General features: G+C 70.8%; 22 protein-coding genes. 9 read left to right on the plus strand and 13 right to left on the minus strand.

What is annotated here, in order from left to right; genetic code table 11:
* Nucleotides 1-65 precede the first annotated feature (65 nt).
* Entirely contained in the window at nucleotides 66-431 is a 366-nt protein-coding gene (locus ACFWV3_RS24365; protein ID WP_382414222.1) for an Rv2175c family DNA-binding protein, read from the minus strand.
* A 77-nt stretch (nucleotides 432-508) separates the two neighbouring features.
* Here ACFWV3_RS24365 and pknB point away from each other — a divergent pair, with 77 nt between their 5' ends.
* Complete coding sequence (pknB, locus tag ACFWV3_RS24370; RefSeq protein ID WP_382413953.1) at nucleotides 509-2,533, plus strand: Stk1 family PASTA domain-containing Ser/Thr kinase; 2,025 nt, start codon at nucleotides 509-511, stop codon at nucleotides 2,531-2,533.
* A 61-nt stretch (nucleotides 2,534-2,594) separates the two neighbouring features.
* On the opposite strand, the gene ACFWV3_RS24375 is transcribed toward pknB, so the two are convergent.
* Nucleotides 2,595-3,983: a class II 3-deoxy-7-phosphoheptulonate synthase gene (locus ACFWV3_RS24375; protein WP_382413955.1), complete on the minus strand. Its 1,389-nt coding sequence runs from the start codon at nucleotides 3,981-3,983 to the stop codon at nucleotides 2,595-2,597.
* Between the two features lie 161 nt (nucleotides 3,984-4,144).
* Between ACFWV3_RS24375 and ACFWV3_RS24380 the strand changes: the two genes are divergently transcribed.
* Entirely contained in the window at nucleotides 4,145-5,152 is a 1,008-nt protein-coding gene (locus ACFWV3_RS24380; protein ID WP_382413956.1) for a DUF2891 domain-containing protein, read from the plus strand.
* Nucleotides 5,153-5,457: 305 nt separating this feature from the next.
* Here the strand turns inward: ACFWV3_RS24380 and ACFWV3_RS24385 are convergent, their stop codons facing one another.
* Entirely contained in the window at nucleotides 5,458-6,216 is a 759-nt protein-coding gene (locus ACFWV3_RS24385) for an IclR family transcriptional regulator (protein ID WP_382413958.1), read from the minus strand.
* 80 nt (nucleotides 6,217-6,296) lie between these two features.
* On the opposite strand from ACFWV3_RS24385, the gene ACFWV3_RS24390 reads away from it, so the two are divergent.
* The 3 genes from ACFWV3_RS24390 to dmpG are packed head-to-tail and all read left to right on the plus strand — an operon-like array spanning nucleotide 6,297 to nucleotide 9,000.
* Nucleotides 6,297-7,073 (plus strand): 2-keto-4-pentenoate hydratase, encoded by a 777-nt coding sequence (locus ACFWV3_RS24390; RefSeq protein ID WP_382413959.1) that lies wholly within the window; start codon nucleotides 6,297-6,299, stop codon nucleotides 7,071-7,073.
* A complete protein-coding gene (locus tag ACFWV3_RS24395) occupies nucleotides 7,070-7,990 on the plus strand; it encodes an acetaldehyde dehydrogenase (acetylating) (protein WP_382413961.1) in 921 nt (306 codons plus the stop codon). Before ACFWV3_RS24390 ends, ACFWV3_RS24395 begins: the two co-directional genes overlap by 4 nt.
* Nucleotides 7,987-9,000: a 4-hydroxy-2-oxovalerate aldolase gene (dmpG, locus tag ACFWV3_RS24400; RefSeq protein WP_382413963.1), complete on the plus strand. Its 1,014-nt coding sequence runs from the start codon at nucleotides 7,987-7,989 to the stop codon at nucleotides 8,998-9,000. The genes ACFWV3_RS24395 and dmpG overlap by 4 nt, the downstream gene beginning before the upstream one ends.
* A 15-nt stretch (nucleotides 9,001-9,015) precedes the next feature.
* Here the strand turns inward: dmpG and ACFWV3_RS24405 are convergent, their stop codons facing one another.
* The 4 genes from ACFWV3_RS24405 to ACFWV3_RS24420 are packed head-to-tail and all read right to left on the minus strand — an operon-like array spanning nucleotide 9,016 to nucleotide 12,150.
* The gene (locus ACFWV3_RS24405) at nucleotides 9,016-9,945 is read right to left on the minus strand and encodes a 2,3-dihydroxyphenylpropionate 1,2-dioxygenase (protein WP_382413965.1); all 930 of its coding nucleotides are present in this window, start codon (nucleotides 9,943-9,945) and stop codon (nucleotides 9,016-9,018) included.
* A complete protein-coding gene (locus ACFWV3_RS24410; RefSeq protein ID WP_382413967.1) occupies nucleotides 9,945-10,829 on the minus strand; it encodes an alpha/beta fold hydrolase in 885 nt (294 codons plus the stop codon). Before ACFWV3_RS24410 ends, ACFWV3_RS24405 begins: the two co-directional genes overlap by 1 nt.
* Nucleotides 10,826-11,368: a cupin domain-containing protein gene (locus ACFWV3_RS24415; RefSeq protein WP_382413969.1), complete on the minus strand. Its 543-nt coding sequence runs from the start codon at nucleotides 11,366-11,368 to the stop codon at nucleotides 10,826-10,828. The genes ACFWV3_RS24410 and ACFWV3_RS24415 overlap by 4 nt, the downstream gene beginning before the upstream one ends.
* 11 nt (nucleotides 11,369-11,379) lie before the next feature.
* Nucleotides 11,380-12,150: an SDR family oxidoreductase gene (locus ACFWV3_RS24420; protein WP_382413971.1), complete on the minus strand. Its 771-nt coding sequence runs from the start codon at nucleotides 12,148-12,150 to the stop codon at nucleotides 11,380-11,382.
* A 39-nt stretch (nucleotides 12,151-12,189) separates the two neighbouring features.
* On the opposite strand from ACFWV3_RS24420, the gene ACFWV3_RS24425 reads away from it, so the two are divergent.
* The 4 genes from ACFWV3_RS24425 to ACFWV3_RS24440 all read left to right on the plus strand — a co-directional run bounded on the left by ACFWV3_RS24425 (nucleotide 12,190) and on the right by ACFWV3_RS24440 (nucleotide 15,378).
* Nucleotides 12,190-12,972 carry an IclR family transcriptional regulator gene (locus tag ACFWV3_RS24425; RefSeq protein WP_382413973.1) on the plus strand — a complete coding sequence of 261 codons (783 nt, stop codon included), beginning with the start codon at nucleotides 12,190-12,192 and terminating at the stop codon, nucleotides 12,970-12,972.
* A gap of 77 nt (nucleotides 12,973-13,049) precedes the next feature.
* On the plus strand, nucleotides 13,050-14,537 hold the full coding sequence (locus ACFWV3_RS24430; protein ID WP_382413975.1) for a flavin-containing monooxygenase: 1,488 nt from the start codon (nucleotides 13,050-13,052) through the stop codon (nucleotides 14,535-14,537).
* Between the two features lie 11 nt (nucleotides 14,538-14,548).
* Complete coding sequence (locus ACFWV3_RS24435) at nucleotides 14,549-15,007, plus strand: cupin domain-containing protein (protein ID WP_382413976.1); 459 nt, start codon at nucleotides 14,549-14,551, stop codon at nucleotides 15,005-15,007.
* Nucleotides 15,004-15,378 carry a nuclear transport factor 2 family protein gene (locus ACFWV3_RS24440; protein ID WP_382413978.1) on the plus strand — a complete coding sequence of 125 codons (375 nt, stop codon included), beginning with the start codon at nucleotides 15,004-15,006 and terminating at the stop codon, nucleotides 15,376-15,378. Before ACFWV3_RS24435 ends, ACFWV3_RS24440 begins: the two co-directional genes overlap by 4 nt.
* Nucleotides 15,379-15,447: 69 nt before the next feature.
* Here ACFWV3_RS24440 and wrbA read toward each other — a convergent pair whose 3' ends face one another.
* The 6 genes from wrbA to ACFWV3_RS24470 all read right to left on the minus strand — a co-directional run bounded on the left by wrbA (nucleotide 15,448) and on the right by ACFWV3_RS24470 (nucleotide 20,747).
* Complete coding sequence (gene wrbA, locus ACFWV3_RS24445; RefSeq protein WP_382413979.1) at nucleotides 15,448-16,050, minus strand: NAD(P)H:quinone oxidoreductase; 603 nt, start codon at nucleotides 16,048-16,050, stop codon at nucleotides 15,448-15,450.
* 11 nt (nucleotides 16,051-16,061) lie between these two features.
* Entirely contained in the window at nucleotides 16,062-17,864 is a 1,803-nt protein-coding gene (locus tag ACFWV3_RS24450; RefSeq protein WP_382413981.1) for an FAD-dependent monooxygenase, read from the minus strand.
* 3 nt (nucleotides 17,865-17,867) lie between these two features.
* On the minus strand, nucleotides 17,868-18,224 hold the full coding sequence (locus ACFWV3_RS24455; protein ID WP_382413983.1) for a putative quinol monooxygenase: 357 nt from the start codon (nucleotides 18,222-18,224) through the stop codon (nucleotides 17,868-17,870).
* Between the two features lie 149 nt (nucleotides 18,225-18,373).
* Entirely contained in the window at nucleotides 18,374-19,402 is a 1,029-nt protein-coding gene (locus tag ACFWV3_RS24460; protein WP_382414224.1) for a 6-phosphofructokinase, read from the minus strand.
* A 76-nt stretch (nucleotides 19,403-19,478) separates the two neighbouring features.
* On the minus strand, nucleotides 19,479-19,991 hold the full coding sequence (locus tag ACFWV3_RS24465) for a polyadenylate-specific 3'-exoribonuclease AS (protein ID WP_382413985.1): 513 nt from the start codon (nucleotides 19,989-19,991) through the stop codon (nucleotides 19,479-19,481).
* A gap of 21 nt (nucleotides 19,992-20,012) precedes the next feature.
* Nucleotides 20,013-20,747 (minus strand): lysophospholipid acyltransferase family protein, encoded by a 735-nt coding sequence (locus tag ACFWV3_RS24470; RefSeq protein WP_382414226.1) that lies wholly within the window; start codon nucleotides 20,745-20,747, stop codon nucleotides 20,013-20,015.
* Between the last annotated feature and the right edge of the window lie 141 nt (nucleotides 20,748-20,888).

The following is a 20,888-nucleotide window of genomic DNA, read 5'->3' on the forward strand; positions in this document are numbered from 1 at the left end:
CCCAGCTCAGGGGTTCCAGACGTCTCCCGCCTGTGGAGACGCCTGAAACCGCTGCTTCGGGTGAACTAGAAGCCCATGGCCTGCGCGCGCCGCTTTACCTCACGCCCACGGTCTCCGCGCAATGCTTCGATCGGAGTGCCGGGGAGGCTTTCGTCCTCCGTGAAGAGCCAGCGCAGGATCTCGTCCGTGGAGAAGCCCTGGTCGCGCAGCACCGTGATGGTGCCGGGCAGACCCTTCACCACACCTCCGGCGGCGAGGAACGCTTCGGGAACGACGAGGACGCCGTCCCGCCGCTCGGCGAGCAGTTGCCCGTCGCGCAGCATCTGGTGGACCCGGGTGACCGGAAGTCCCATTCGGTCGGCCACGTCGGGGAGGCCAACAACCTCCAGGTCGGCGGCCAGTACATCCGCAGCGGCAGGAATCGCACTCACGGGGGTCACGATGCCATAACCGAACTGGGAACGCCCTTCCGCCAACCGGGTCATCCTGAGCTTTACCATCTCGCACTGTGGAGAGGTCGGTTTCGAACGTGATGGGTGGACTGCTCGAGCAGCGCTACCGGGTGGACGCCGTGCTGGCGCGCGGCGGCATGTCCACCGTCTATCGAGGTCGCGACACCCGCCTCGATCGCGATGTGGCCGTCAAGGTGATGGATCCGCACCTGACGGCGGACCCGGCGTTCGTCGCGCGCTTCGAGCGCGAGGCGCGGGCCGCGGCGCAGCTGCATCACCCGGCCGTGGTGTCCGTGCACGACCAGGGCGTCGACGGTGACCAGGTGTACCTGGTGATGGAGCTGATCGACGGCGGAAACCTCCGGGACCTGCTGAACCAGCGCGGCAAGCTCGCTCCCGCCGTCGCGTTGAGCATCCTCGGCCCGGTGCTGTCGGCGTTGGGCGCCGCGCACCGCGCCGGGCTGGTGCATCGCGACGTGAAGCCGGAGAACGTGCTGATCGGACCCGGTGGCCAGGTCAAGGTGGCGGACTTCGGACTGGCCCGCGCGATCGCCGAGAACGGCGTGACGAGCGACAGCGAGATCCTCGGCACCGTCGCCTACCTGTCACCCGAGCAGGTGGAGACGGGCGCCGCGAACGCGCGCAGTGACGTCTACTCGGCCGGCATCCTGCTCTACGAGATGCTGGCGGGTAAGGCCCCCTACCGCGGCGAGACGCCCATCTCGGTGGCCTACCAGCACGTGAACTCGGACGTCCCGTCGATCCCCGAGATCCCGCTGGCGCTCGACACGCTGGTGCGCAAGGCGACCCGGCGCGACCCGATCCTGCGTCCCGCGAACGCCGACGCGTTCCTCGCCGAGCTGGAGCGGGTGGGCGCGGAGCTGGGGCTGACGCCGCAGCCGGTGCCCGTTCCCGGCACGGCGCCCGAGAACGACAGGACCGTCGTGATGCGACCGGTCCCCGTCGCGGTCGGCGCCACTCCCCCGTCGGCGATCGAGGCGACCAGGCCCGTCACCCACAGGCCGCCACCGGGGCCGTCGATGACGACCGTCAACACCGGTCCGCCGACGCCGCCTCCCGGCATCGCGGGCACCCGTGCGATGGAACGCCCCGAGCCGCGGCGCAGGCCCGCTCAGAGCCGGCCCGCGCGCAAGCCGAAGGTCGACCCCGCCGAGGAGGAGCGCAAGCGCAGGAAGAAGCTCCTCGTCATCGGCGGCTCGGTCGTCGGCGGGCTGGCGCTGATCGTCGGCCTGTACTCCTGGTTCCTCGGCGCGGCCAGCCACACGACGGTGCCCGAGGTCGTCGGGCAGTCCGAGCAGAACGCCGTGCGGCTGGTGCAGAGCGCGGACCTGACGCCGCTGATCGAGAAGGTGGCGTCGGACGACGTGCCGCTCGGCCAGGTGATCCGCTCGGAGCCCGGCCAGGCCACGGAGCTGCGCAAGAACGAGTCCGTGAAGCTCATCGTCTCCCGCGGCAGGCCCGTCGTCCCGTTCATCAACGTGGGCGCCGAGGTCGCCGCCGCGACGAAGGAGATCGAGGCCGCCGGGCTGAAGGCGGCCACGGACCCGACGAAGGACGCGTTCCACGACACGGTCCCGATCGGCAAGGTCGTGGCGCTCGACCCGCGCCCCGGCACCGCGCTCAAGATCAACGAACCGGTCACCCTCGTACTCAGCAAGGGCCCGTCGCCGCGCACGCCGGTGCCCAACGTCGTGGGCAAGACGAAGACCGAGGCGTTCGCCGAGCTGCAGCGCGCCGGCATCGAACCGGTCGAGGCGGGCGGCGACGACGCGGCCGAGAACGACCAGTCGCGGGTGGCCAGGACCGACCCGGCCGCGGGCACCGTGCTGGAGGGGACGGGTGCCAAGCGCGTCACCGTGTTCTTCCAGAACGACCGCGAGATCGAGGTGCCGGACGTCTCGCGCAAGAAGGTGCGCGAGGCCAAGGAGGAGCTCGAACGGGCCGGTTTCCGGGTGAAGGTCGAGTTCAACAAGAGCGGCAACGCGACCGTCGTCAACCAGTCGATCCCGCCGCGCACGCGGGTGCGGAAGGGGACCGAGATCACCATCTTCGGTCTCTAGGACGGAAGCGAAAGGGCCCCGCGTCGTCGACGCGGGGCCCTTCTCGTCTCGTTCGCCAGGACTACGAGCGCAGCATCTCGGCCACGAGGAACGCGAGCTCGAGCGACTGCTGCGTGTTCAGGCGCGGGTCGCACGCCGTCTCGTAGCGGCCGGCGAGGTCGTCGTCGGAGATCTCCTGGGCGCCGCCGAGGCACTCGGTGACGTCCTCGCCCGTGAGCTCGATGTGGATGCCGCCGGGGTGCGTGCCGAGCCGGCGGTGCACCTCGAAGAAGCCCTGCACCTCGTCGACGATCCGGTCGAAGTGGCGGGTCTTGTAGCCGGTCGACGACTCGTGCGTGTTGCCGTGCATCGGGTCGCACTGCCAGATGACCTTGTGGCCGCTGGCCTCGACCTTCTCGACGATGGCGGGCAGCACGTCGCGCACCTTCTGGTTGCCCATGCGCGAGATGAGCGTCAGGCGGCCAGGCTCGTTGCGCGGGTCGAGACGCTCGACGTACTCGACGGCCATCTCGGGCGACGTCGTCGGGCCGATCTTGAGGCCGATCGGGTTCGACAGCATCTCCGCGAACGCGATGTGCGCGCCGTCGAGCTGACGGGTGCGCTCGCCGATCCACACGAAGTGCGAGGACAGGTCGTACAGCCGCGGCTGGTCGCCCGTCGTGTCGAGGCGCAGCAGCGCGCGCTCGTAGTCGAGGAGCAGCGCCTCGTGCGAGGCGAAGATCTCCGTGCCGTGCAGCGACTGGTCGGTCACGCCGCACGCGGACATGAACTTCAGGCCGCGGTCGATCTCGCCGGCCAGTGCCTCGTAGCGCTCGCCGGCGGGCGAGGTGCGCACGAAGTCGCGGTTCCAGTCGTGCACGCGGTGCAGGTCCGCGAGACCCGCACCGGTGAGGGCGCGCAGCAGGTTCATGGCGGCGCCGGCGTTGGCGTAGGCGCGGATCATGCGGCCGGGGTCCGGGACACGGGCCTCGGGCGTCGCGACCAGGGAGTTGATGATGTCGCCGCGGTAGGACGGCAGGCCGAGGGCGTCGATGTTCGACGACCGCGGCTTGGCGTACTGGCCGGCGATGCGGCCGACCTTCACCACCGGCAGGCTCGCGCCGTAGGTCAGCACCACGGCCATCTGCAGCAGGGTCCGGATGTTCGCGCGGATGTGCGGCTCGGTGTTGTCGGCGAACGTCTCCGCGCAGTCACCTCCCTGCAGCAGAAACGCCTCACCGTTCGCGACCTGCGCCAGTTGCGTGTGCAGCCGGTCGATCTCGGCGGGCACGGTGATCGGCGGCACGCTCTCCAGCACGGCCCGCACACGACGCACCTGTTCGGCGTCGGGCCACTCCGGCTGCTGGGCGGCGGGACGCGTCAGGGCGTCGTCCAGGCGCTTGCGCATCTCGGGAGGCAGCGGCGGGAGCTCGGGAAGCGTGTCGATGGGCACGTCCACGGTCCAGTTCACGCTGCTCAGCTTAGTTGTTCCACACTGAGAGACCCGCACGGGTTCGTCAGCTCCCCGGCACCGGCCGCGGGACGGGTTTTCCGGCGACAGGCGGGTGAAGTCTGTTACTTGTCAACAGCCGACCACTGCCCTGCTGAGACGTCGCCCTGCATGATGTGGCCATGAACGCCACCCGATTGGATGACGGCACCGCCACCCGGCTGCTGGGCATCGCGGTCGAGAACATCCAACGCGATTACCCGGTCCACTGGACGCACGTGATCGACGGCGATCATCGACTGGTGCCGCAGCGGGTGCTGCACCCCGTGTTCGCCGGGTCGTTCGACTGGCACTCGTGCGTGCACCAGACGTGGCTCGCCGTGCGGTTGTTGCGCCTGCGGCCCTCCGTGCAGGGCGCCGACGCGGCCAGGGACGCCCTCGACAAGCTGATCACCCCCGAGAACTGCGCCGTGGAGGCCGAGTTCTTCGCCTCGCCGGCCGGCCGGTACTGGGAGCGGCCGTACGGCTGGGCCTGGCTGCTGCAGCTCGACGCGGAGCTGCGCACGTCCGGGCTGCCGTGGTCGGTGGAGCCGATCGCGGACGTGCTGCGCAACCGGTGGCTGGAGTGGATCTCGGCGGCCCGGCTGCCGATCAGGACTGGCACGCACGGCAACACCGCGTTCGCGACCGGCCTGGTGCACGACGCCGCCCAGGCCCTCGGGGACACCGAGATCGTGTCGGCGTGCCGGGAGGCGGCGCTGCGGTGGCACCGGGACGAGGCGGGGTACGGCGGGTTCGAGCCGGACGCCGCCGACTTCCTGTCCCCGGCGCTGACGACGGCCGACCTGATGCGCCGCGCCCTCCCGCCCGCCGAGTTCGCCGACTGGTTCGACGCGTACCTGCCGGACCTCGAGTCGGACCGCTGGCGCGTGCTGCGCGAGCCCTTCCCGGTCGACGACCCCGGCGACCCGTACGGCTCGCACCTGGCGGGCCTCGCGTTGTCGCGCGCCTGGAACTGGGAGGCGATCGCGGAGTCGCTGCCGGAGGGCCACCGGTACGTGTCGCTCGCGCGCACGGCGTCGGCGTCGCACCGCGAGGTCGGCTGGACGTACGTGTTCGGCGGGCACGGCTACATGGCCGACCACTGGCTCGGCACGTTCGGCGCGTACCTCGACGCGAAGGCGTTCTAAGCGACGTCGACATCAATGTCCACATCAACGTCGACCTCGGCATCAACATCGACGTCAACACGTCAACACGTCAACACGTCAACGTCGACTCCGTCGTCAACATTGACGTGTTGACGATGAGGTTGACGAGGTTGACGGCGCAACGTTGTCAACATTGACTGCATCGTCATCAACATCGCGGCGTTGACGGCGTCGTCAACGTTGACGCCGTCAATGTTGATTCGCCGTCAACGTCGTCGGCGTTGACGGCGTTGACGGGCGTCAAGTCCAGCTCGACATGACCGCGGTCGTCGACATGCCGGGTGTCACAGGCCGGCGGTCAGCTCCGCCCGGCGGATCAGGGTGAGCGCGATGCCCGTCGCCGCCGCGTGCACCGACGCGGCGTGTGCGCGGGGGTCGAAGCGCGTGGTCGGGCCGGCGACGCTGACCGCGGCGACGACCGCGCCGTCGTGTCCGAGCACGGGTGACGCCACGCAGGCGAGGCCGACCCTGGACTCCTCGTACTCGTAGGCCACGCCCGTCTGCCGGATCGTGGCCAGCTGGCGGCGGAGCATGCCGGGCGTCACGACCGTGCGCGGGGTCCGGCGCGCGAGCGGGGCGGCGAGCACCTCGGAGCGCACCGGTGCGTGGGCCAGCAGGGCCTTGCCGATCGCGGTGGCGTGCAGCGGCATGCGGCCGCCCAGGCGGGACGGGGACGAGGCCTGCCGGTGGCCGCCGATCTTGGCGGCGTAGACGACCTCGTGGCCCTCCAGCAGGCCGAGGTGGACCGTCTCGTGGGTGCGTTCGTAGAGGTCTTCCAGATACGGCGTGGACACCTCGACGAGCCGGCGTTCGACCGAGGCGCGCATGCCGAGCTGGAACAGGTGGCCGCCCAGCCGGTAGCCGCGCGTGCCCCGGTCGAGCAGGCGGACGTCGGCCAGGTCGCCCAGCAGGCGGTGCAGCGTCGCCTTGGCCAGGCCGGTGCGGCGGCCGAGCTCCGCGAAGCCCAGCTCGTCGTCGTCGGCGCCGAAGGCGTTCAGCACCAGCATCACCTTGCCGAGCAGCGTGTTCGGCACCCCGGTCATCACCTGATGGTGCCATTGAGTTCCGCTGAACGGAACCGAGGAGTCCGCACCGGACCGGCGGCACCGTCACGATGGGCGGCATGGACGAAGTCGAACTGGCAGCGGAGCGCCTGGCCACGGCGGCCCGCGACAAGATCACCTGCGCGCCCGTGCGGGATCTCGTCGGCGAGGACCTGGCCTACGCGGTGCAGAGCCACAACATCCGCGCGCGAGTGGCCAGCGGGGCGCGCGTCGTCGGGCGCAAGATCGGCCTCACCTCGCCCGCGGTGCGCCGCCAGCTCGGCGTCGGCCAGCCGGACTTCGGGGTGCTGCTCGACGACATGGCGTTCGAGGACGGCGCCGTGCTGCCCACGCACCGGCTGCTGCAGCCGCGGGTGGAGGCCGAGGTGGCGTTCGTGCTGGCCGCGGACCTCACGACCGGGCCGTTCGACGAGCAGACCGTCGGCCAGGCGGTCGTGTACGCGCAGGCGGCGCTGGAGATCGTGGACAGCCGCGTCGAGAACTGGGACATCACCTTCACCGACACGGTCGCGGACAACGCCTCGGCTGGCCTGTACGTGCTCGGCGAGGAGCGGACGAAGCTCGCCGACGTCGTGACGCGGGACGTGGCGATGACGCTGAGCCTCAACGGCGAGCAGAGCTCGGCCGGTACCGGCGCCGACTGCATGGGCGACCCGCTCACCGCGCTCGCGTGGCTCGCGACGACGGCCGTCGAGCTCGGCGACCCGTTGAAGGCGGGGGACGTCGTGCTCAGCGGCGCGCTCGGGCCGGTCGTCCCCGTCAGCGCGGACGACGAGGTCGAGGCCACCATCAGCGGCCTCGGCACGGTGCGGGCGACGTTCGGGAGGCGGTCGTGACGAAGGTCGCGGTCATCGGGTCGGGCAACATCGGCACCGACCTCGTCATCAAGGTGCTCCGGCGGTCCACGACGCTGGAGGTCGCCGCGCTGGTGGGCATCGACCCCGCGTCGGACGGACTCGCCAGGGCCGCGAAGCTCGGTGTTCCCACGACGGCGCAGGGGGTTCGGGGGCTCGTCGGAATGCCCGGCTTCGACGAGATCGAGATCGTCTTCGACGCCACCTCGGCCGGTGCGCACGTCCAGAACGCCGAAGTCCTGGCACAGCACGGGAAACGGGTCATCGACCTCACCCCGGCGGCGATCGGGCCCATGGTGGTGCCGACGGTCAACCTGCACGAGCACCTCGGCGCGCGGAACGTCAACATGGTCACGTGCGGCGGTCAGGCCACGATCCCGATCGTCGCCGCGATCGGCAGCGTCACGCCCGTGCCGTACGCGGAGATCGTCGCCTCCATCGCGTCCAGGTCGGCCGGTCCCGGCACCCGCGCGAACATCGACGAGTTCACCGAGACGACCGCGCACGCTATCGAGGAGGTGGGCGGCGCGAAGCGGGGCAAGGCCGTCATCGTGCTCAACCCCGCCGACCCGCCGATCACCATGCGCGACACGGTGTTCGCGCTCGTCGACGCACCCGATCCCGAGACGCACCGGCACATCCGCGCGGCCGTGGAGCGGATGGTCGACGAGGTAGCCGGGTACGTCCCCGGCTACCGCCTCAAGCAGCAGGTGCAGATCGTCCCGGTCGCCCAGCCGGACACCCTCACGACGGACCCCGTGACGCACCAGGTCGCGGTGCTGCTGGAGGTCGAGGGCGCGGCCGACTACCTGCCGGCGTACGCGGGCAACCTCGACATCATGACCAGCGCGGCGCTGCGGGTCGCGGAGACGATGGCGGAAGCGGTGGTGCGCGCGTGAAGATCTACCTCCAGGACGTGACGCTCAGGGACGGCATGCACGCCCTGCGGCACCGCATCACGCCCCAGAAGATCGCCGAGATCGCCAGTGCCCTCGACGCGGCGGGAGTCGACGCCGTCGAGGTCGCGCACGGCGACGGGCTCAGCGGCGGCTCCCTCGTCTACGGCCCCGGCAGCCACACCGACTGGGACTGGATCGCCGCGGCCGCGGGGGCGTTGACCAACGCCAGGCTCACCACGCTGCTGCTGCCCGGCATCGGCACCCTCCACGACCTGAGGCGCGCCCACGACCTCGGCGTCACGTCGGTCCGCGTCGCCACGCACTGCACCGAGGCCGACATCGCCGCCCAGCACATCGCCGGCGCGCGCGACCTGGGCATGGACGTGTCCGGGTTCCTGATGATGAGCCATCTCGCGGCACCGCAGGAGCTGGCGCGTCAGGCGAAGCTGATGGAGTCGTACGGCGCGCACTGCGTCTACGTCACGGACTCCGGCGGCCGCCTGCTCCCCCGCGACGTCCGCGACCGCATCCGCGCCTACCAGGACGTCCTCGACGAGGACACCGAGATCGGCATCCACGCCCACGAGAACCTCTCGCTGTCGGTGGCGAACTCGATCACCGCGGTGGAGGAGGGCGCGACACGGGTCGACGCGTCGCTGGCCGGACTCGGCGCGGGGGCGGGCAACTGCCCGATCGAACCGTTCGTCGCCGTCGCGAACCTCCAGGGCTGGGAGCACGGCGCCGACCTGTTCGCGCTGCAGGACGCCGCGGACGACCTCGTCCGGCCGCTCATGGAACGACCGGTGCGCGTCGACCGCGAGAGCCTCACGCTCGGATACGCGGGCGTCTACGGCTCGTTCCTGCGCCACGCCGAGACGGCGTCGGAACGGACCGGCGCCGACGTCCGGGCTCTCCTGCTGGAGGCCGGACGCCGGCGCCTCGTGGGCGGCCAGGAGGACATGCTCACCGACATCGCCCTGGACCAGACCCGCCGGACCGCGTCCCGCTGAGCCCTGGCGAGGCCTCTAGACGAGGAACGTGGTCCCGATGCCCATGCCGGTGATCCACTCGGGCACCGGCTCGTAGCTCGTCCACACCAGCGGCAGGCCGACGGCGACCTGCCCGATGAGCCAGCAGCGGATCTCGTGCCCGCCGCTGCCGGCGTGGGCCTCGAGCGCTTCGTGCCCGATCCCGGCGACCTCCCCCGCCGAGCCCTCCACCAGCCGGTCGAGGAACCACTGGTCCCACACCGCGTTCACCTTCGCGTCGGGGTTGCCGCCCATCGCCCGCACCCGCGGTTCGCGCGCGGCGGCGAACTCGTGGACGTAGGACCGGCCCCGGATCAGCGACTCGCGCCGCTCCCCCACCACGGACGGGTCGCGCGGGTCGTTGGACGGCAGCCAGTGCGACAGCCCGCCGCTCGCGACGACGAGCACCCGGCCGGGGAACGGCGACGACCGCAGCGCCGCTCCCAGCGCCCGTCCCAGCTCCACGCAGCGGTCGAGCGACGGCAGCGGCGGCGCGGCGGTGTTGACCACCAGCGGCACCAACGGGAGGGTGGTGCCGCCGGTGATCATCTCGTAGCTCTGCACGATGCCGTGGTCGACGGTCAGCGAGTACGACAGTGACACGTCGAACCCGGCGTCGGAAAGCCCGCTGTGGGCCGACCACGCCAGCGTCCGCTCGACCGGCAGCGGTCCCGAGCTGCTGCCGAAGTCGCCGAACCCCACCGCTTCCTCGACGCCGAGCACGAACGGCGGCATCACGTCGTAGAAGTTGGCGTGGAAGTGGTCGGGGCCGATGACGACGATGGCGTCCGGCGCCATCTTCTCCACGACCTGCCGCACCTTGTCCGCGTCGCGCAGGAACACCGAGCCCGGCCCGTTCGCGTCCGGCGGCAGCAGCGTCGCGAACGGGCTGTGCGACATGCCGGCGAAACCGATGATCTCGGCCATCAGGACGGGTCCTTTCCGTGCAACAGCCACGTGCGGTGCGTGTCGAGGAACTCGGAGACCTTCTCCCACTGCGGCCAGTGACCGGCGTCGTCGATGACGTGCAACCGCGCGTCGGGCAACCAGCTCAGCAACATGTCGGCCTCGTCGAGCCCGCCCGTCGGGTCGTGGCTGGTCCACAGCAACAACGTCGGCGCCGCGACCTTCCCGACCCACGCCGGGTCCCACGCGAAGTCCTTGCGCACCACGGGGTCCTGCAGCACCAGCGTGTTCGTGATCGCCTGCACGAACCCCGGCCGCGAGTAGACCTGGCGGCGCAGGTTCACCAGCTCGTCGGTGACCATCTCCTTGTGGTGGAACAGGAACTCCACCCGCCGGCGCACGGTCTCCTCGCTCGGGTCGAGCACCGCGGCCATCGTGCTGTCCCGCATGCGTTGCATGACCTCGGGCTTGTTCGCGATGTTGCCGGGCGTGTTCAGCACGAGCCGGTCGACGCGCTCCGGGAAGTGCGCGGCCACCCACGCGGCCACCCAGCCGCCCAGCGACTCACCGGACAGGTGCGCGCGGTCGATGCCCAACGCGTCCAGCAACCCGACGAGGTGTTCGGACAGCACGTCGGTCGTGTACGGCAGGTCCGGTAAGTCGGACCAGCCGTGGCCGATCATGTCGTAGGCGGTGACGTGGAAGTCCTCCGCCAGTCCGGCGATGTCGCGCGCGTAGGCCTCCAGGTGGCCGCCGGTGCCGTGCAGCAGCACGAGCTCCGGTCCGCTGCCCGCCTGCAGGACCCTGGTCCGCACGGTGTGGCCGCGCACGGGCACGCCGACGTGCCGCACGACGTGGTCCACATGGGACAGTTCGCCCCAGATGCTGACGTGGTCGGGAATCACTGATCTCCCCCTGAGAAATCGGACGCTGGTGTGTCGAAACGGGCGCGGGCCTCGTCGAAGGTCGCGAGTCCGGCGCTCTGCCTGCGGGCGAGCCCGAAGAGGGCCAGCAGCCGCGAGTTCTCGATCGTCAGGAACTCGACCGGCTCGGTGGTGGAGTCGTTGTAGTGGCGGTGCCAGGTCCACGGCGGCGTGTAGACGAACGAGCCCGTGCTCCACGTGACCGTCTCGTACTTCTCCGCCTCGGCGTCCTGGATCTCGCTGTGCCCCTCGCCGGAGATCACGAAGTGCACGGTCTCGTGGTAGTGCCGTTGCATGTCGGAGCTCTCGCCCGGCGGGATCACCTGCCGGAACAGCTCGAACGTCGACGTCGGCAGCTTGCCCGCGATCCGCAGGGTCGTCGGGTTCGGCACGGCGCCGGGCGGGATCGTCTCCAGCTCGTCGTCGTGCACGACCAGCGGGCGCCCACCGTCCGGCCGCACCGCGTGCGTGAGCGCCCCGAGGAAGTCGGTCATGGCGAAGTCGGGTCCTGAGGTGGCCAACGCGTTTCCTCTCAACCAGCAAATTCGGTGCGGCCGCCGTCCACGGTCAGCACGGTGCCGTTGACGTACGAAGCCTGGGGTGACACCAGGAACGCGACCGCGGCGGCGATCTCGTCCGGATCCGCGGCCCGCCGCGCGGGGATGTCGGCGAGGTCGGCGGCGGAAGCGGCGTCGAGGTCCACTCCCGCCGCCTCGGCGCGGCGGCGCAGCACTTCCAGCCGCCGCGGCGTCAGGGTCGCGCCGGGAGCGACGCAGTTGACCGTCACACCGTCCGCCGCGTACTGCCGGGACGCGAGCTTGGCCGCCGAGGTCACGGCGGCACGCAGCACCGTCGAGGACGCGAGGCCGGGCTGCGGCTGGCGCACGGCCGTGGACGTGATCACCACGGCCCGGCCGAACCCCCGCGCGGCCATCGGCGGCAACGCCTCGCGCAGCAACGCGAGCGGGCCGAGCAGCAGCAGGTCGAGGTCGCGGTGCCACTGCGCGTCCGTCACCGCGAAGATCTCGCCCGGCGACGGCCCGCCCGCGTTCACGACCAGGACGTCGAGCGTCCCGAACCGGTCGACGACCTCGTCGACGACGGCGGCGGCCTCACCGGGGTCGGCGAGGTCGCAGACGACGTGCTCGGCGCCGAGCGCCGCGCCGGTCTCCTTCAGGGTGGCCTCGGTCCGGCCCGCCAGCACGACGCGGTGCCCGGTCCCGACGAGCGCCGCGGCCGTCGCCGCGCCGATTCCGCCTGCGCCGCCCCCGACGAGAGCGACCCGCGTGGTGTTTGCGTCCATGGGCTCCTACAGTCGCCGTGTGGAAGAGGTGGACCAAGGATGAGTCCCAGTGACCGGGACTCGCAGCAGGGCGAGCCGAGCGGTTCACTCGAACGCGCGGCGGCGATCCTCGACGCGTTCGACGCCGGGCACCGCGAGCTCGGACTCGCGGAGCTGGTGCGCCGCTCCGGCCTGCCGCGCTCGACGGTGCACCGCACGGCGGCGCGCATGATCGACCTCGGCTGGCTCGACAAGCCCGGCGACCGCTACCGGATCAGCACCGGCCTGTTCAAGCTCTCCGGCCTGGTCCCGGTGCGGCACGAGCTGCGCGAGGCGGTGCTGCCGTTCCTGCAGGACCTCTACGCCGCCGCCCGCGTCACGGTCCAGCTCGGCGTCCTCGACGGCACCCGCGTGCTGGTCGTCGAGAAGATCACCGGGCACCGGCCGATGCCGATGCTGTCGCAGGTCGGCGGCATGATCCCGGCGCACTGCTCGGGCCTGGGCCGGGCGATCCTCGCCTACTCCGACGCGGCCGCGGTGGACGCCGTGATCGCCGCCGGCATGGAACGCCGCACCCCGCGCACCATCACGAGCCCCACGGCGTTGCGGCGCGAGCTGGCCGCGATCCCCGACCGGGGCTGGGCCTACGACAAGGAGGAGGGCAACGTCGGCATCAGCTGCATCGCGGCCCCGATCTTCACCGCGACCGGGGAACCCGCCGCCGCGCTGTCGGTGACGGGCCCGAGCGCGGCCGTGCGTCCCGAACGGATCGGGCCCGCCGTGCGGATGGCGGCCGCCGCCGCGAGCCGCGCCTACTCGACCCGCCGCTGGGAGTCCCACTAGCCGGGACTCCCGGTTGGTCGCAACCGCGCCGCCGCCCCACAGTGTGGGCCGTCAGATCCTCACCGAGGAGGACCAGGATGCGAGTCGCGATCATCGGTGCCGGTGTCGCCGGCCTCACCACCGCGAAGGTGCTGCTGCAGGCAGGGCACGAGGTCGAGGTGTTCGACCGGACACCGGACGTCGGCGGCGTGTGGAGCCGCACGAGGCGCTACCCCGGGCTCACCACGCAGAGCCCGAAGGCCCAGTACTCCTTCTCGGACTTCCCGATGCCGAAGGACCTGCCGGAGTGGCCGACCGGCGAGCAGGTGCAGGCCTACCTGAAGGCGTACGCGTGGCACTTCGGCGTCGACGCGTGCCTGCGGCTGGAGACGACGGTGACCTCCGTCGTGCCGTCGAACGGCGGGTGGGACCTCACCACGCACACCGGCACGACCTACCGCTACGACCGGGTCGTCGTGGCCAACGGGGTGTTCTGCGAACCCGCGGTACCGGCGTTCCCCGGCCGCGACGAGTTCGAGGCGGCCGGCGGCCAGGTGCTCGCGGGCACCGAGTTCCACGACGCCGAGGAGGCACGCGGCAAGCACGTCCTGGTCGTCGGCTACGGCAAGTCGGCCTGCGACGTCACGGTGCCGATCAGCAAGGTCGCCGCCAGCACCGACGTCATCGCGCGGCAGCTGCTGTGGAAGGTCCCCCGCAAGATCGCCGGAGTCGTGAACTTCAAGATGCTGCTGCTGACCCGCATGGGCGAAGCGCTCTTCCGCTACCGGTTCGTGCGCGGGTTCGAGAAGGTCCTGCACGGCCCGGCGAACCGGATGCGGCGCTCGATGCTCAACTCGCTCGGGTCGGTCTCGGTGAAGCAGTACGGGCTGGCACAGCACGACCTCGTGCCGTCCGGGCAGATGGAGGACATCGTCAAGGGCGCCATCGGTCTCGCCACCGAGGGGTTCTTCGAGGGCGTCGCGGACGGCTCGATCCGGGTGCGCCGCGACATGACGGTCGACCGGCTGAAGTCCGGGGGCGCGATCCTGTCCGACGGCACGGTGCTGCCCGCCGACCTCGTCGTCTGCGCCACCGGGTTCACCCAGGGCGTGCCGTTCCTGCCGGACGACGTCCAGGCGCGGCTGTTCGACGAGCGCGGCAACTTCGCGCTGTACCGGCAGATCCAGCCGATCGGGGTGCCCGGCCTGTACTTCAACGGCTACAACTCGTCGTTCTTCAGCCCGCTCAACGCCGAGATGGCGGCGCTGTGGATCGCGGCCGACCTCGCGGGAGCGCTCTCGCTGCCCGACGACGCGGCACGGCAGGCGGACGTCACGGCGCAGCTCGCGTTCATGGACGAGGCGACCAACACCCACCACTGCCGCGGCACGAAGATCATCCCGTTCTCCCTGCACAACGCCGACGAGGTGCTTTCGGACCTGGGCCTGCAGATCGGCCGCGGGACCCGCGCGTCGCACTGGCTCAACCCCGTCGCGCCCTCGGCGTACCGCAAGGTGACCCCCCAGCTGCTCGCCCGGCTCGAGGCCCGCGCTTCCGACGTCAGGGTGGACGTCAAGTCGAAATGAGGTTGGAGACCATGCCCGTAGAACAGCAGCACCACGTCTACCGCACCGGTGAGGGCACGAACGTCGGCGCTATCGGCCTGGGCATCTACACCCGGCTGACCGGCGAGGACACCAAGGGCGCCTACTCGCTCTTCGAGTACGTCGTGCCGCCCAACCTCGGCGGCCCGCCCACGCACATCCACTCGCGTGAGGACGAGCTGTTCACGTGCGTGCAGGGCCGGGTCGTGGTCGAGCTCGACGGCGAGGAGCACGTGCTGGGGCCGGGCGACTCGCTGCTGATGCCGCGCGGGGTGCCGCACATGTTCCACAACCCGTACGACGAGGAGACCCGCGTGGTCGCCGTCGTGTCGCCGCCGGGGCTGGAGAACTACTACCAGGCGCTGTCCGAGCTGCCGCCGGGGCCGCGCGACATGAAGCTGGTCGCGGAGATCATGGTGCAGCACGGTCTCTCGCTGCAGAAGAAGCCGTGAGCCGGCCTGCCGTCGACCGCACCGAGATGGTGCGGTCGATGTGTGCCGCGGTCGACGCCGGCGACGCGGAGGCGTTCGGCGTCTGGTTCGCGTCCGACGCCACGTACGTCTTCGGCAACGACGAGCCGCTGATCGGCCGGGACGCCGTCATCGCGGCGACGGCGGGCGCGGCGGGCGCGTTGCCGTGGGTGCGGCACGTGGTCGACCAGGTCGCGGAGGTGGGCGACCAGTTGTTCTGCCGCTTCACGATCGAGACCGAGGCGCCGGACGGGAAGCAGCTCGCGCTGCCGTGCGTCACGGTGATCCGGATGTCCGGCGAGGAGATCGTCGACTACCGCGTGCACATGGACATCTCGCCGGCTCTGGGGTGACCCGAACGGGGTGACGCGGGGGAATGCGGAAAGGGCCCGGGAGTGGGATCCGGGCCCTTTCCGCCGTGTTCAGCCCGCGAGCTTCGCGGCGATCCGCGTGACGTGCTCGCCCTGGAACCTCGCCATGCCGAGCTCCTGCTCGCTCGGGAGGCGTTCGCCCTTGTTGCCGGTGATCGTGGACGCGCCGTACGGGCTGCCGCCCTTCACCTCGTCGAAGCCCATCTGCCGCTGCTCGATGTAGGGCAGGCCGACGACCACCATCCCGTGGTGCAGCAACGTGGTGTGGAACGTCAACGCGGTCGACTCCTGCCCGCCGTGCTGCGTGGCACTGCCGACGAACACCGAACCGACCTTTCCGACGAGCGCGCCGGTGTACCAGAGCGGTCCGGTCTGGTCGAGGAACGTGCGCATCTGGCCGGACATGTTGCCGAACCTCGTGCCGGTGCCGAAGATGATCGCGTCGTAGTCCACCAGTTCGGCGGGGTCCGCGACGGGAGCGGGCTGGTCGGTCTTGCCGCCCATCGCCTCGAACGCCTCCGGCGCAATGGTTTCCGGCACGCGCTTGAGCACGACCGTCGCGCCCGGGACGCTCGCGGCGCCCTCGGTGACGGCGTTCGCCATCGTCTCGATGTGGCCGTGGACGCTGTGGTACAGCACGAGAACCTTGGTCACGGGTCCGCCTTTCAGGCTGCTTGGACGGTGTCGGTGGCAGGGCTGTGGAACGGGGCGAGGAACCGGCGGCAGGCCTCCACGTCGAGCTCGTCGCACCGCCACGCCACGTGGCCGTCGGGCCGGATGACGTACAGGGCCTGGGAATCCGGCTCGGTGAGGCCGTAGTGCTCGAACACCTGCGCCGAGTCTGCCTGGTGCACACGGCTGTCCGGACGCGCCTCGACCCGCGTGACGAAGTGGGTCTCGACGCCGAGCCCGGCGAGCGCCTTCGCGTGCTCGGTGATCTCGTCGGTCGTGAGGTGCCTGCGGGACAACGCGATCACGTGCATCCGGTAGCCCTGCAGGAGGTCGAACACCTGCTCGCGGGCGTTGATCCGGGCGTCGGGTGCGCGGTGGCCGGCGAGCGGTCCCTTGAGCGAGTACAGCAGCTCGTTGACGTTGATCGCGCTCGGCCGGTACCCGAGGCTCAGCTGCGACAGGCGGTGGAACGACTTGCGGTGCGGAATCGGCGCGGCCGACATCCGTCCGATCAGGAACGGTCCGGCGGTGTCGCGCAGCCACGCCTTCCACCCGCTCAGTCCGGCCGCGACGCGGTAGAGGCGGTCGGTGAACCTCAGCAGCTGGATGCCGGCCGGGTGGCGTTCGGCGTCGTAGGTGTCGAGCAGGGCCGCGTCGGCGCCGTGCAGGACGGCGGCGATCTTCCACGCCAGGTTGGCCGCGTCGTGCAGGCCGGTGTTCATGCCCTGCCCGCCCGCCGGGGAGTGGATGTGCGCGGCGTCGCCGACGACGAAACCCCGTCCCCCGCGGTAGCTGTCGACGCCCTTGAGGTGGACCTGGTAGCGACTGGTCCAGGTGGGGTTCGTGAGCGTGACGGGCAGACGCATGGCCTGGCGCAGCTCGGTTTCCAGCACGGCGAGGTCGAACGGCGCCTTGGGGTCGCCGAAGTCGGTGACCATGACCCGGGAGTTCTCCGCTCCCGCGAGCGGCAGGAACAGGCCGATGCGGCTGCCGTTCATGAACACGCGGAAGTGCGCGTGGTCGAGCGGCCACTCGACCCGGCAGTCGGCGAGCAGGTAGCGCTGGCCGTACCTGTCGCCGTCGAAGGTGAGCCCGAGCTGCTCGCGGACGGTGCTGTGCGCGCCGTCCGCGCCGACGACGTACTGGGCGGTGACGGTCCTGTCGCCGAGGAGCGCGGTGACGGCGTCCTCGGTCTGCTGCAGCCGGGTGAGCCGGGTGCCGCGCCGGACCGCGACGCCGTGCCGCGCGAGGTCCCGCAGCAGCAGTTCCTCCACTTCGGACTGCGGTGCCATCAGGATGAACTGGTACGGCGTGGTCGCCGCCCTCGCGCGGTCGAAGTCGAGGCCGCCGACGTGCTTTCCCTTGATGTGGAAGCGAATCCCGGTCGTGACGATGCCGCGCTGGAGCAGTTCGTCGGCCAGCCCGATGCTCCGGAAGAGCTCGACGGTGCGGGCTTGGACGGCGAACGCGCGCGACTCCGTGGCGGGTCCGGCGTTGGCGTCGACCACGCAGACCTGCACGCCCTGGCGCACCAGCAGTGCCGCCGTCATCAGGCCGCTCGGGCCCGCGCCGACGACGAGCACGTCGCAGTCGTAGCGCGGCAGCTGCCTCGGCGCCGGTGCCCGCGGTTTCGGCGGGCGGACCGCCGGGCGGTTCTTCACCTTGCCGAGCCGGGTGAGGAACCCGCTGCCGGGCCGGGCGGTCACCGGCGGCAGCGGGTTCCCGGTGAACCGGCCCCACAGCCTCCTGGTGACGAGGACCAGGACCGTGACGACGGCGATGACGAGGAGTCCCACGGTCTACTCCCCCGCCGGCAGGGTGCTGGACATCCGCAGGAACTGCTGGCGCAGCGGCCCCTGCACGAGCGGCTGCATCGCGCGGACGAACTCGCCGACGTACGGCTCCGCGAGGTGCTTCTCCAGGTCCTGCTTCGACCGGAACATCTCGTAGATCACGAACTGCGAGCGGTCGGCGCGGTCGCGGTGCACGTGGAACTCGATCGAGCCCTCCTCGGCGCGCAACGGCTCGACCAGCCCGAGGATCAGCTGCTCGACCTCGTCCTCGCACCCCGGCTTCGCCTGGCAGAACCCGAGGTGGGTGTACGGCCCTGTCTCGTCGGCGTCCGGCTCTGGCAGGACGGGTCGCGCGTCGCTCATCGGGCTCTCCTCGGTTGCTCAACGGATGGTGAATTCACCATCTCAGCGAGCGAGCACCCGGCCCCAGCACGAGTCCCAGCCAGCGGGACTCCCCGGCACGCGAAAAGGCCCGGACACCGCGCGGTGTCCGGGCCCTGTCGACCTCACGGTCAGGCGCCGAAGAAGACCTCGGCCTCTTCGTAGCGCTCCGCCGGAACGGTCTTGAGCTCGGCCGTGGCCTCCGACAGCTTCACGCGCACGATCTCGGTGCCGCGCAGCGCGACCATCGTGCCGAAGTCACCCGCGGCGACGGCGTCGACGGCGTGCAGGCCGAAGCGGGTCGCGAGGACGCGGTCGTAGGCGGTCGGCGTGCCACCGCGCTGGATGTGGCCGAGGACGGCCGCGCGGGACTCCTTGCCGGTGCGGTCCGCGATCTCCTCCGCGAGCCACTGGCCGACGCCACCGAGGCGGACGTGGCCGAACGCGTCGCGCTCACCGGAGTGCAGCACCTCGGCGCCGCCCTCGGGGATCGCACCCTCGGCGACGACGATGATCGGCGCGAACTCGCTCTCGAAGCGGCGCTCGACCCACTCGACGACCTTGTCCACGCTGAACGGGCGCTCGGGGACGAGGATGACGTTGGCGCCACCGGCGAGACCGGAGTGCAGCGCGATCCAGCCCGCGTGACGGCCCATGACCTCGACGACGAGGGCGCGGTGGTGCGACTCGGCCGTGGTGCGCAGGCGGTCGATGGCCTCGGTCGCGATGTGGACCGCGGTGTCGAAGCCGAACGTGTAGTCCGTGGCGCCGAGGTCGTTGTCGATCGTCTTCGGCACGCCCACGACGCCGATGCCGTCATCGGTGAGGCGCTTGGCGACGCCGAGGGTGTCCTCGCCGCCGATCGCGATGATGGCGTCGATGTTGTTCTCCGCGATCGTCTCGCGGATGCGGTCGACACCGCCCTCGACCTTGTAGGGGTTCGTGCGCGACGAGCCCAGGATCGTGCCACCGCGGGTGAGGATCTCCTCGACGTCCGCGAGGTCGATCGACTTGGTGAGGTTCTCGATCGGACCCTGCCAGCCGTTCCGGAACCCGACGATCTCCCAGCCGTGTGCCTTGATGCCCTTGCGGACCACGGCCCGGATCACGGCGTTCAGACCGGGGCAGTCACCACCGCCAGTGAGCACACCGATGCGCATCTGCTTCCCCATCTCTCGTGTTCTGTGTCACGCAGACTTTCACGAGCTGTATCGGTGCAGCAACGTGGGGTCTCACTTACCGGACAGGAAAGCCGATTTTCCGCCGGTGTTCCTCGATCACCTTCCACCGCGCGAGGTTGTGGCGGGCGTCCGCGAGGGCGTCGTGCGCGTCGGCGGGCGGGGCAGGGAGCTTGGGGCGGCCGACGTCGTCCCAGCGCTGCCGCAGGTCGCGGGTGAACCGGGGCAACGCGCGCGGCAACGCCGGCATGGCACCCCACAGCTGGGCCAGCGCGACGTGGTCGTAGGCGGCGAACCACGCCCAGAGCTCGACGTCGTCGCGGGCGGCGTTGCGCGCGCCGAGGAAGTCGAGCAGGTCCTCGCGGATGCGCTCACGGCTGCGCCACGCCTTGTCCGCGGGCGAGGGGAGCTGGTTGAGGACGTTCTGCCGCACCCACGGACCCGCGCGCTCGGGGTCGAACTCGGTGGACACGGCGTAGAACTCGCGGCCTTCCTCGTCGACCACACCGATCGACACGAGGTCGATCGTCACCCCGTCCTCGATGAACTCACAGTCGTAGAAGAACCGCACCGCGACACCCTAGGGGTCGCGTCAGCTCGCCTTCTTCTCGGGCACCCGGTCGGCCTTCTTGCCCTGCTCGGGCACGTCGGCGGCCTGCTCCTTGGCCTTGGCCGCGTAGACGTCGACGTACTCCTGGCCGGAGAGCTCCATCAACGCGTACATGATCTCGTCGGTGATGGACCGCAGCACGAACCTGTCACCGGACAGGCCCTCGTAGCGGGAGAAGTCGAGCGGCTTGCCGATCTTGATCCGGATCGGGTACGGCTTCCACATCTTCGAGCCGATGGGGTTCGCCTTGTCCGTGCCGAACATGGCCACGGGGATGACCGGGGCGCCGGACTCCAGTGCGATCCACGCGACGCCGACCTTGCCCTTGTACAGGCGCGCGTCGGGCGACCGGGTGCCCTCGGGGTAGATGCCGAGGAGCTTGCCCTCGCGCACGATCCGCACACCGGTGTCGAGCGCGCCCTGCGCGGCGGACGCGCTGGACCGGTCGATCGGCACCTGGCCGACGCCGGAGAAGAACCACTTCTGCAGCTTGCCCTTGAGCCCCGTGCCGGTGAAGTACTCGATCTTGGCGGGGAAGGTCACGCGCCGCGACAGCATCAGCGGCAGGAAGAAGGAGTCGGAGACGGCGAGGTGGTTGCTCGCCAGGATCGCTCCGCCTTCCTTCGGGATGTTCTCGGCACCCTCGATGATCTTGGGCTGGAAGAACAGCCGCAAGATCGGTCCCAGGAGGACGTGCTTCATGATCCAGTACAGCACAGCGGGGAGCGCCTCCCTAGACACCGAACCTTGATCCCGGCGACCAGCCTACGGAGCCGACCGCACCTCACACAACGAATCCCCTGTCCGGGCGTCACGGCCGTACTGAGATGCGAGCTGAAGATGCTGTCCGGAAAAGGT

Source organism: Lentzea sp. NPDC059081 (assembly GCF_042738015.1).
In the GTDB taxonomy this organism is placed as follows: domain Bacteria; phylum Actinomycetota; class Actinomycetes; order Mycobacteriales; family Pseudonocardiaceae; genus Lentzea.

Coding starts and splice junctions, on each gene's coding strand:
- ACFWV3_RS24420 (WP_382413971.1), bottom strand. CDS start 12,150: ATGGACGCAAACACCACGCGGGTCGCTCTCGTCGGGGGCGGCGCAGGC.
- ACFWV3_RS24385 (WP_382413958.1), bottom strand. CDS start 6,216: ATGACCGGGGTGCCGAACACGCTGCTCGGCAAGGTGATGCTGGTGCTG.
- ACFWV3_RS24435 (WP_382413976.1), top strand. CDS start 14,549: ATGCCCGTAGAACAGCAGCACCACGTCTACCGCACCGGTGAGGGCACG.
- ACFWV3_RS24425 (WP_382413973.1), top strand. CDS start 12,190: ATGAGTCCCAGTGACCGGGACTCGCAGCAGGGCGAGCCGAGCGGTTCA.
- ACFWV3_RS24380 (WP_382413956.1), top strand. CDS start 4,145: ATGAACGCCACCCGATTGGATGACGGCACCGCCACCCGGCTGCTGGGC.
- ACFWV3_RS24390 (WP_382413959.1), top strand. CDS start 6,297: ATGGACGAAGTCGAACTGGCAGCGGAGCGCCTGGCCACGGCGGCCCGC.
- ACFWV3_RS24455 (WP_382413983.1), bottom strand. CDS start 18,224: ATGAGCGACGCGCGACCCGTCCTGCCAGAGCCGGACGCCGACGAGACA.
- ACFWV3_RS24405 (WP_382413965.1), bottom strand. CDS start 9,945: ATGGCCGAGATCATCGGTTTCGCCGGCATGTCGCACAGCCCGTTCGCG.
- ACFWV3_RS24430 (WP_382413975.1), top strand. CDS start 13,050: ATGCGAGTCGCGATCATCGGTGCCGGTGTCGCCGGCCTCACCACCGCG.
- ACFWV3_RS24460 (WP_382414224.1), bottom strand. CDS start 19,402: ATGCGCATCGGTGTGCTCACTGGCGGTGGTGACTGCCCCGGTCTGAAC.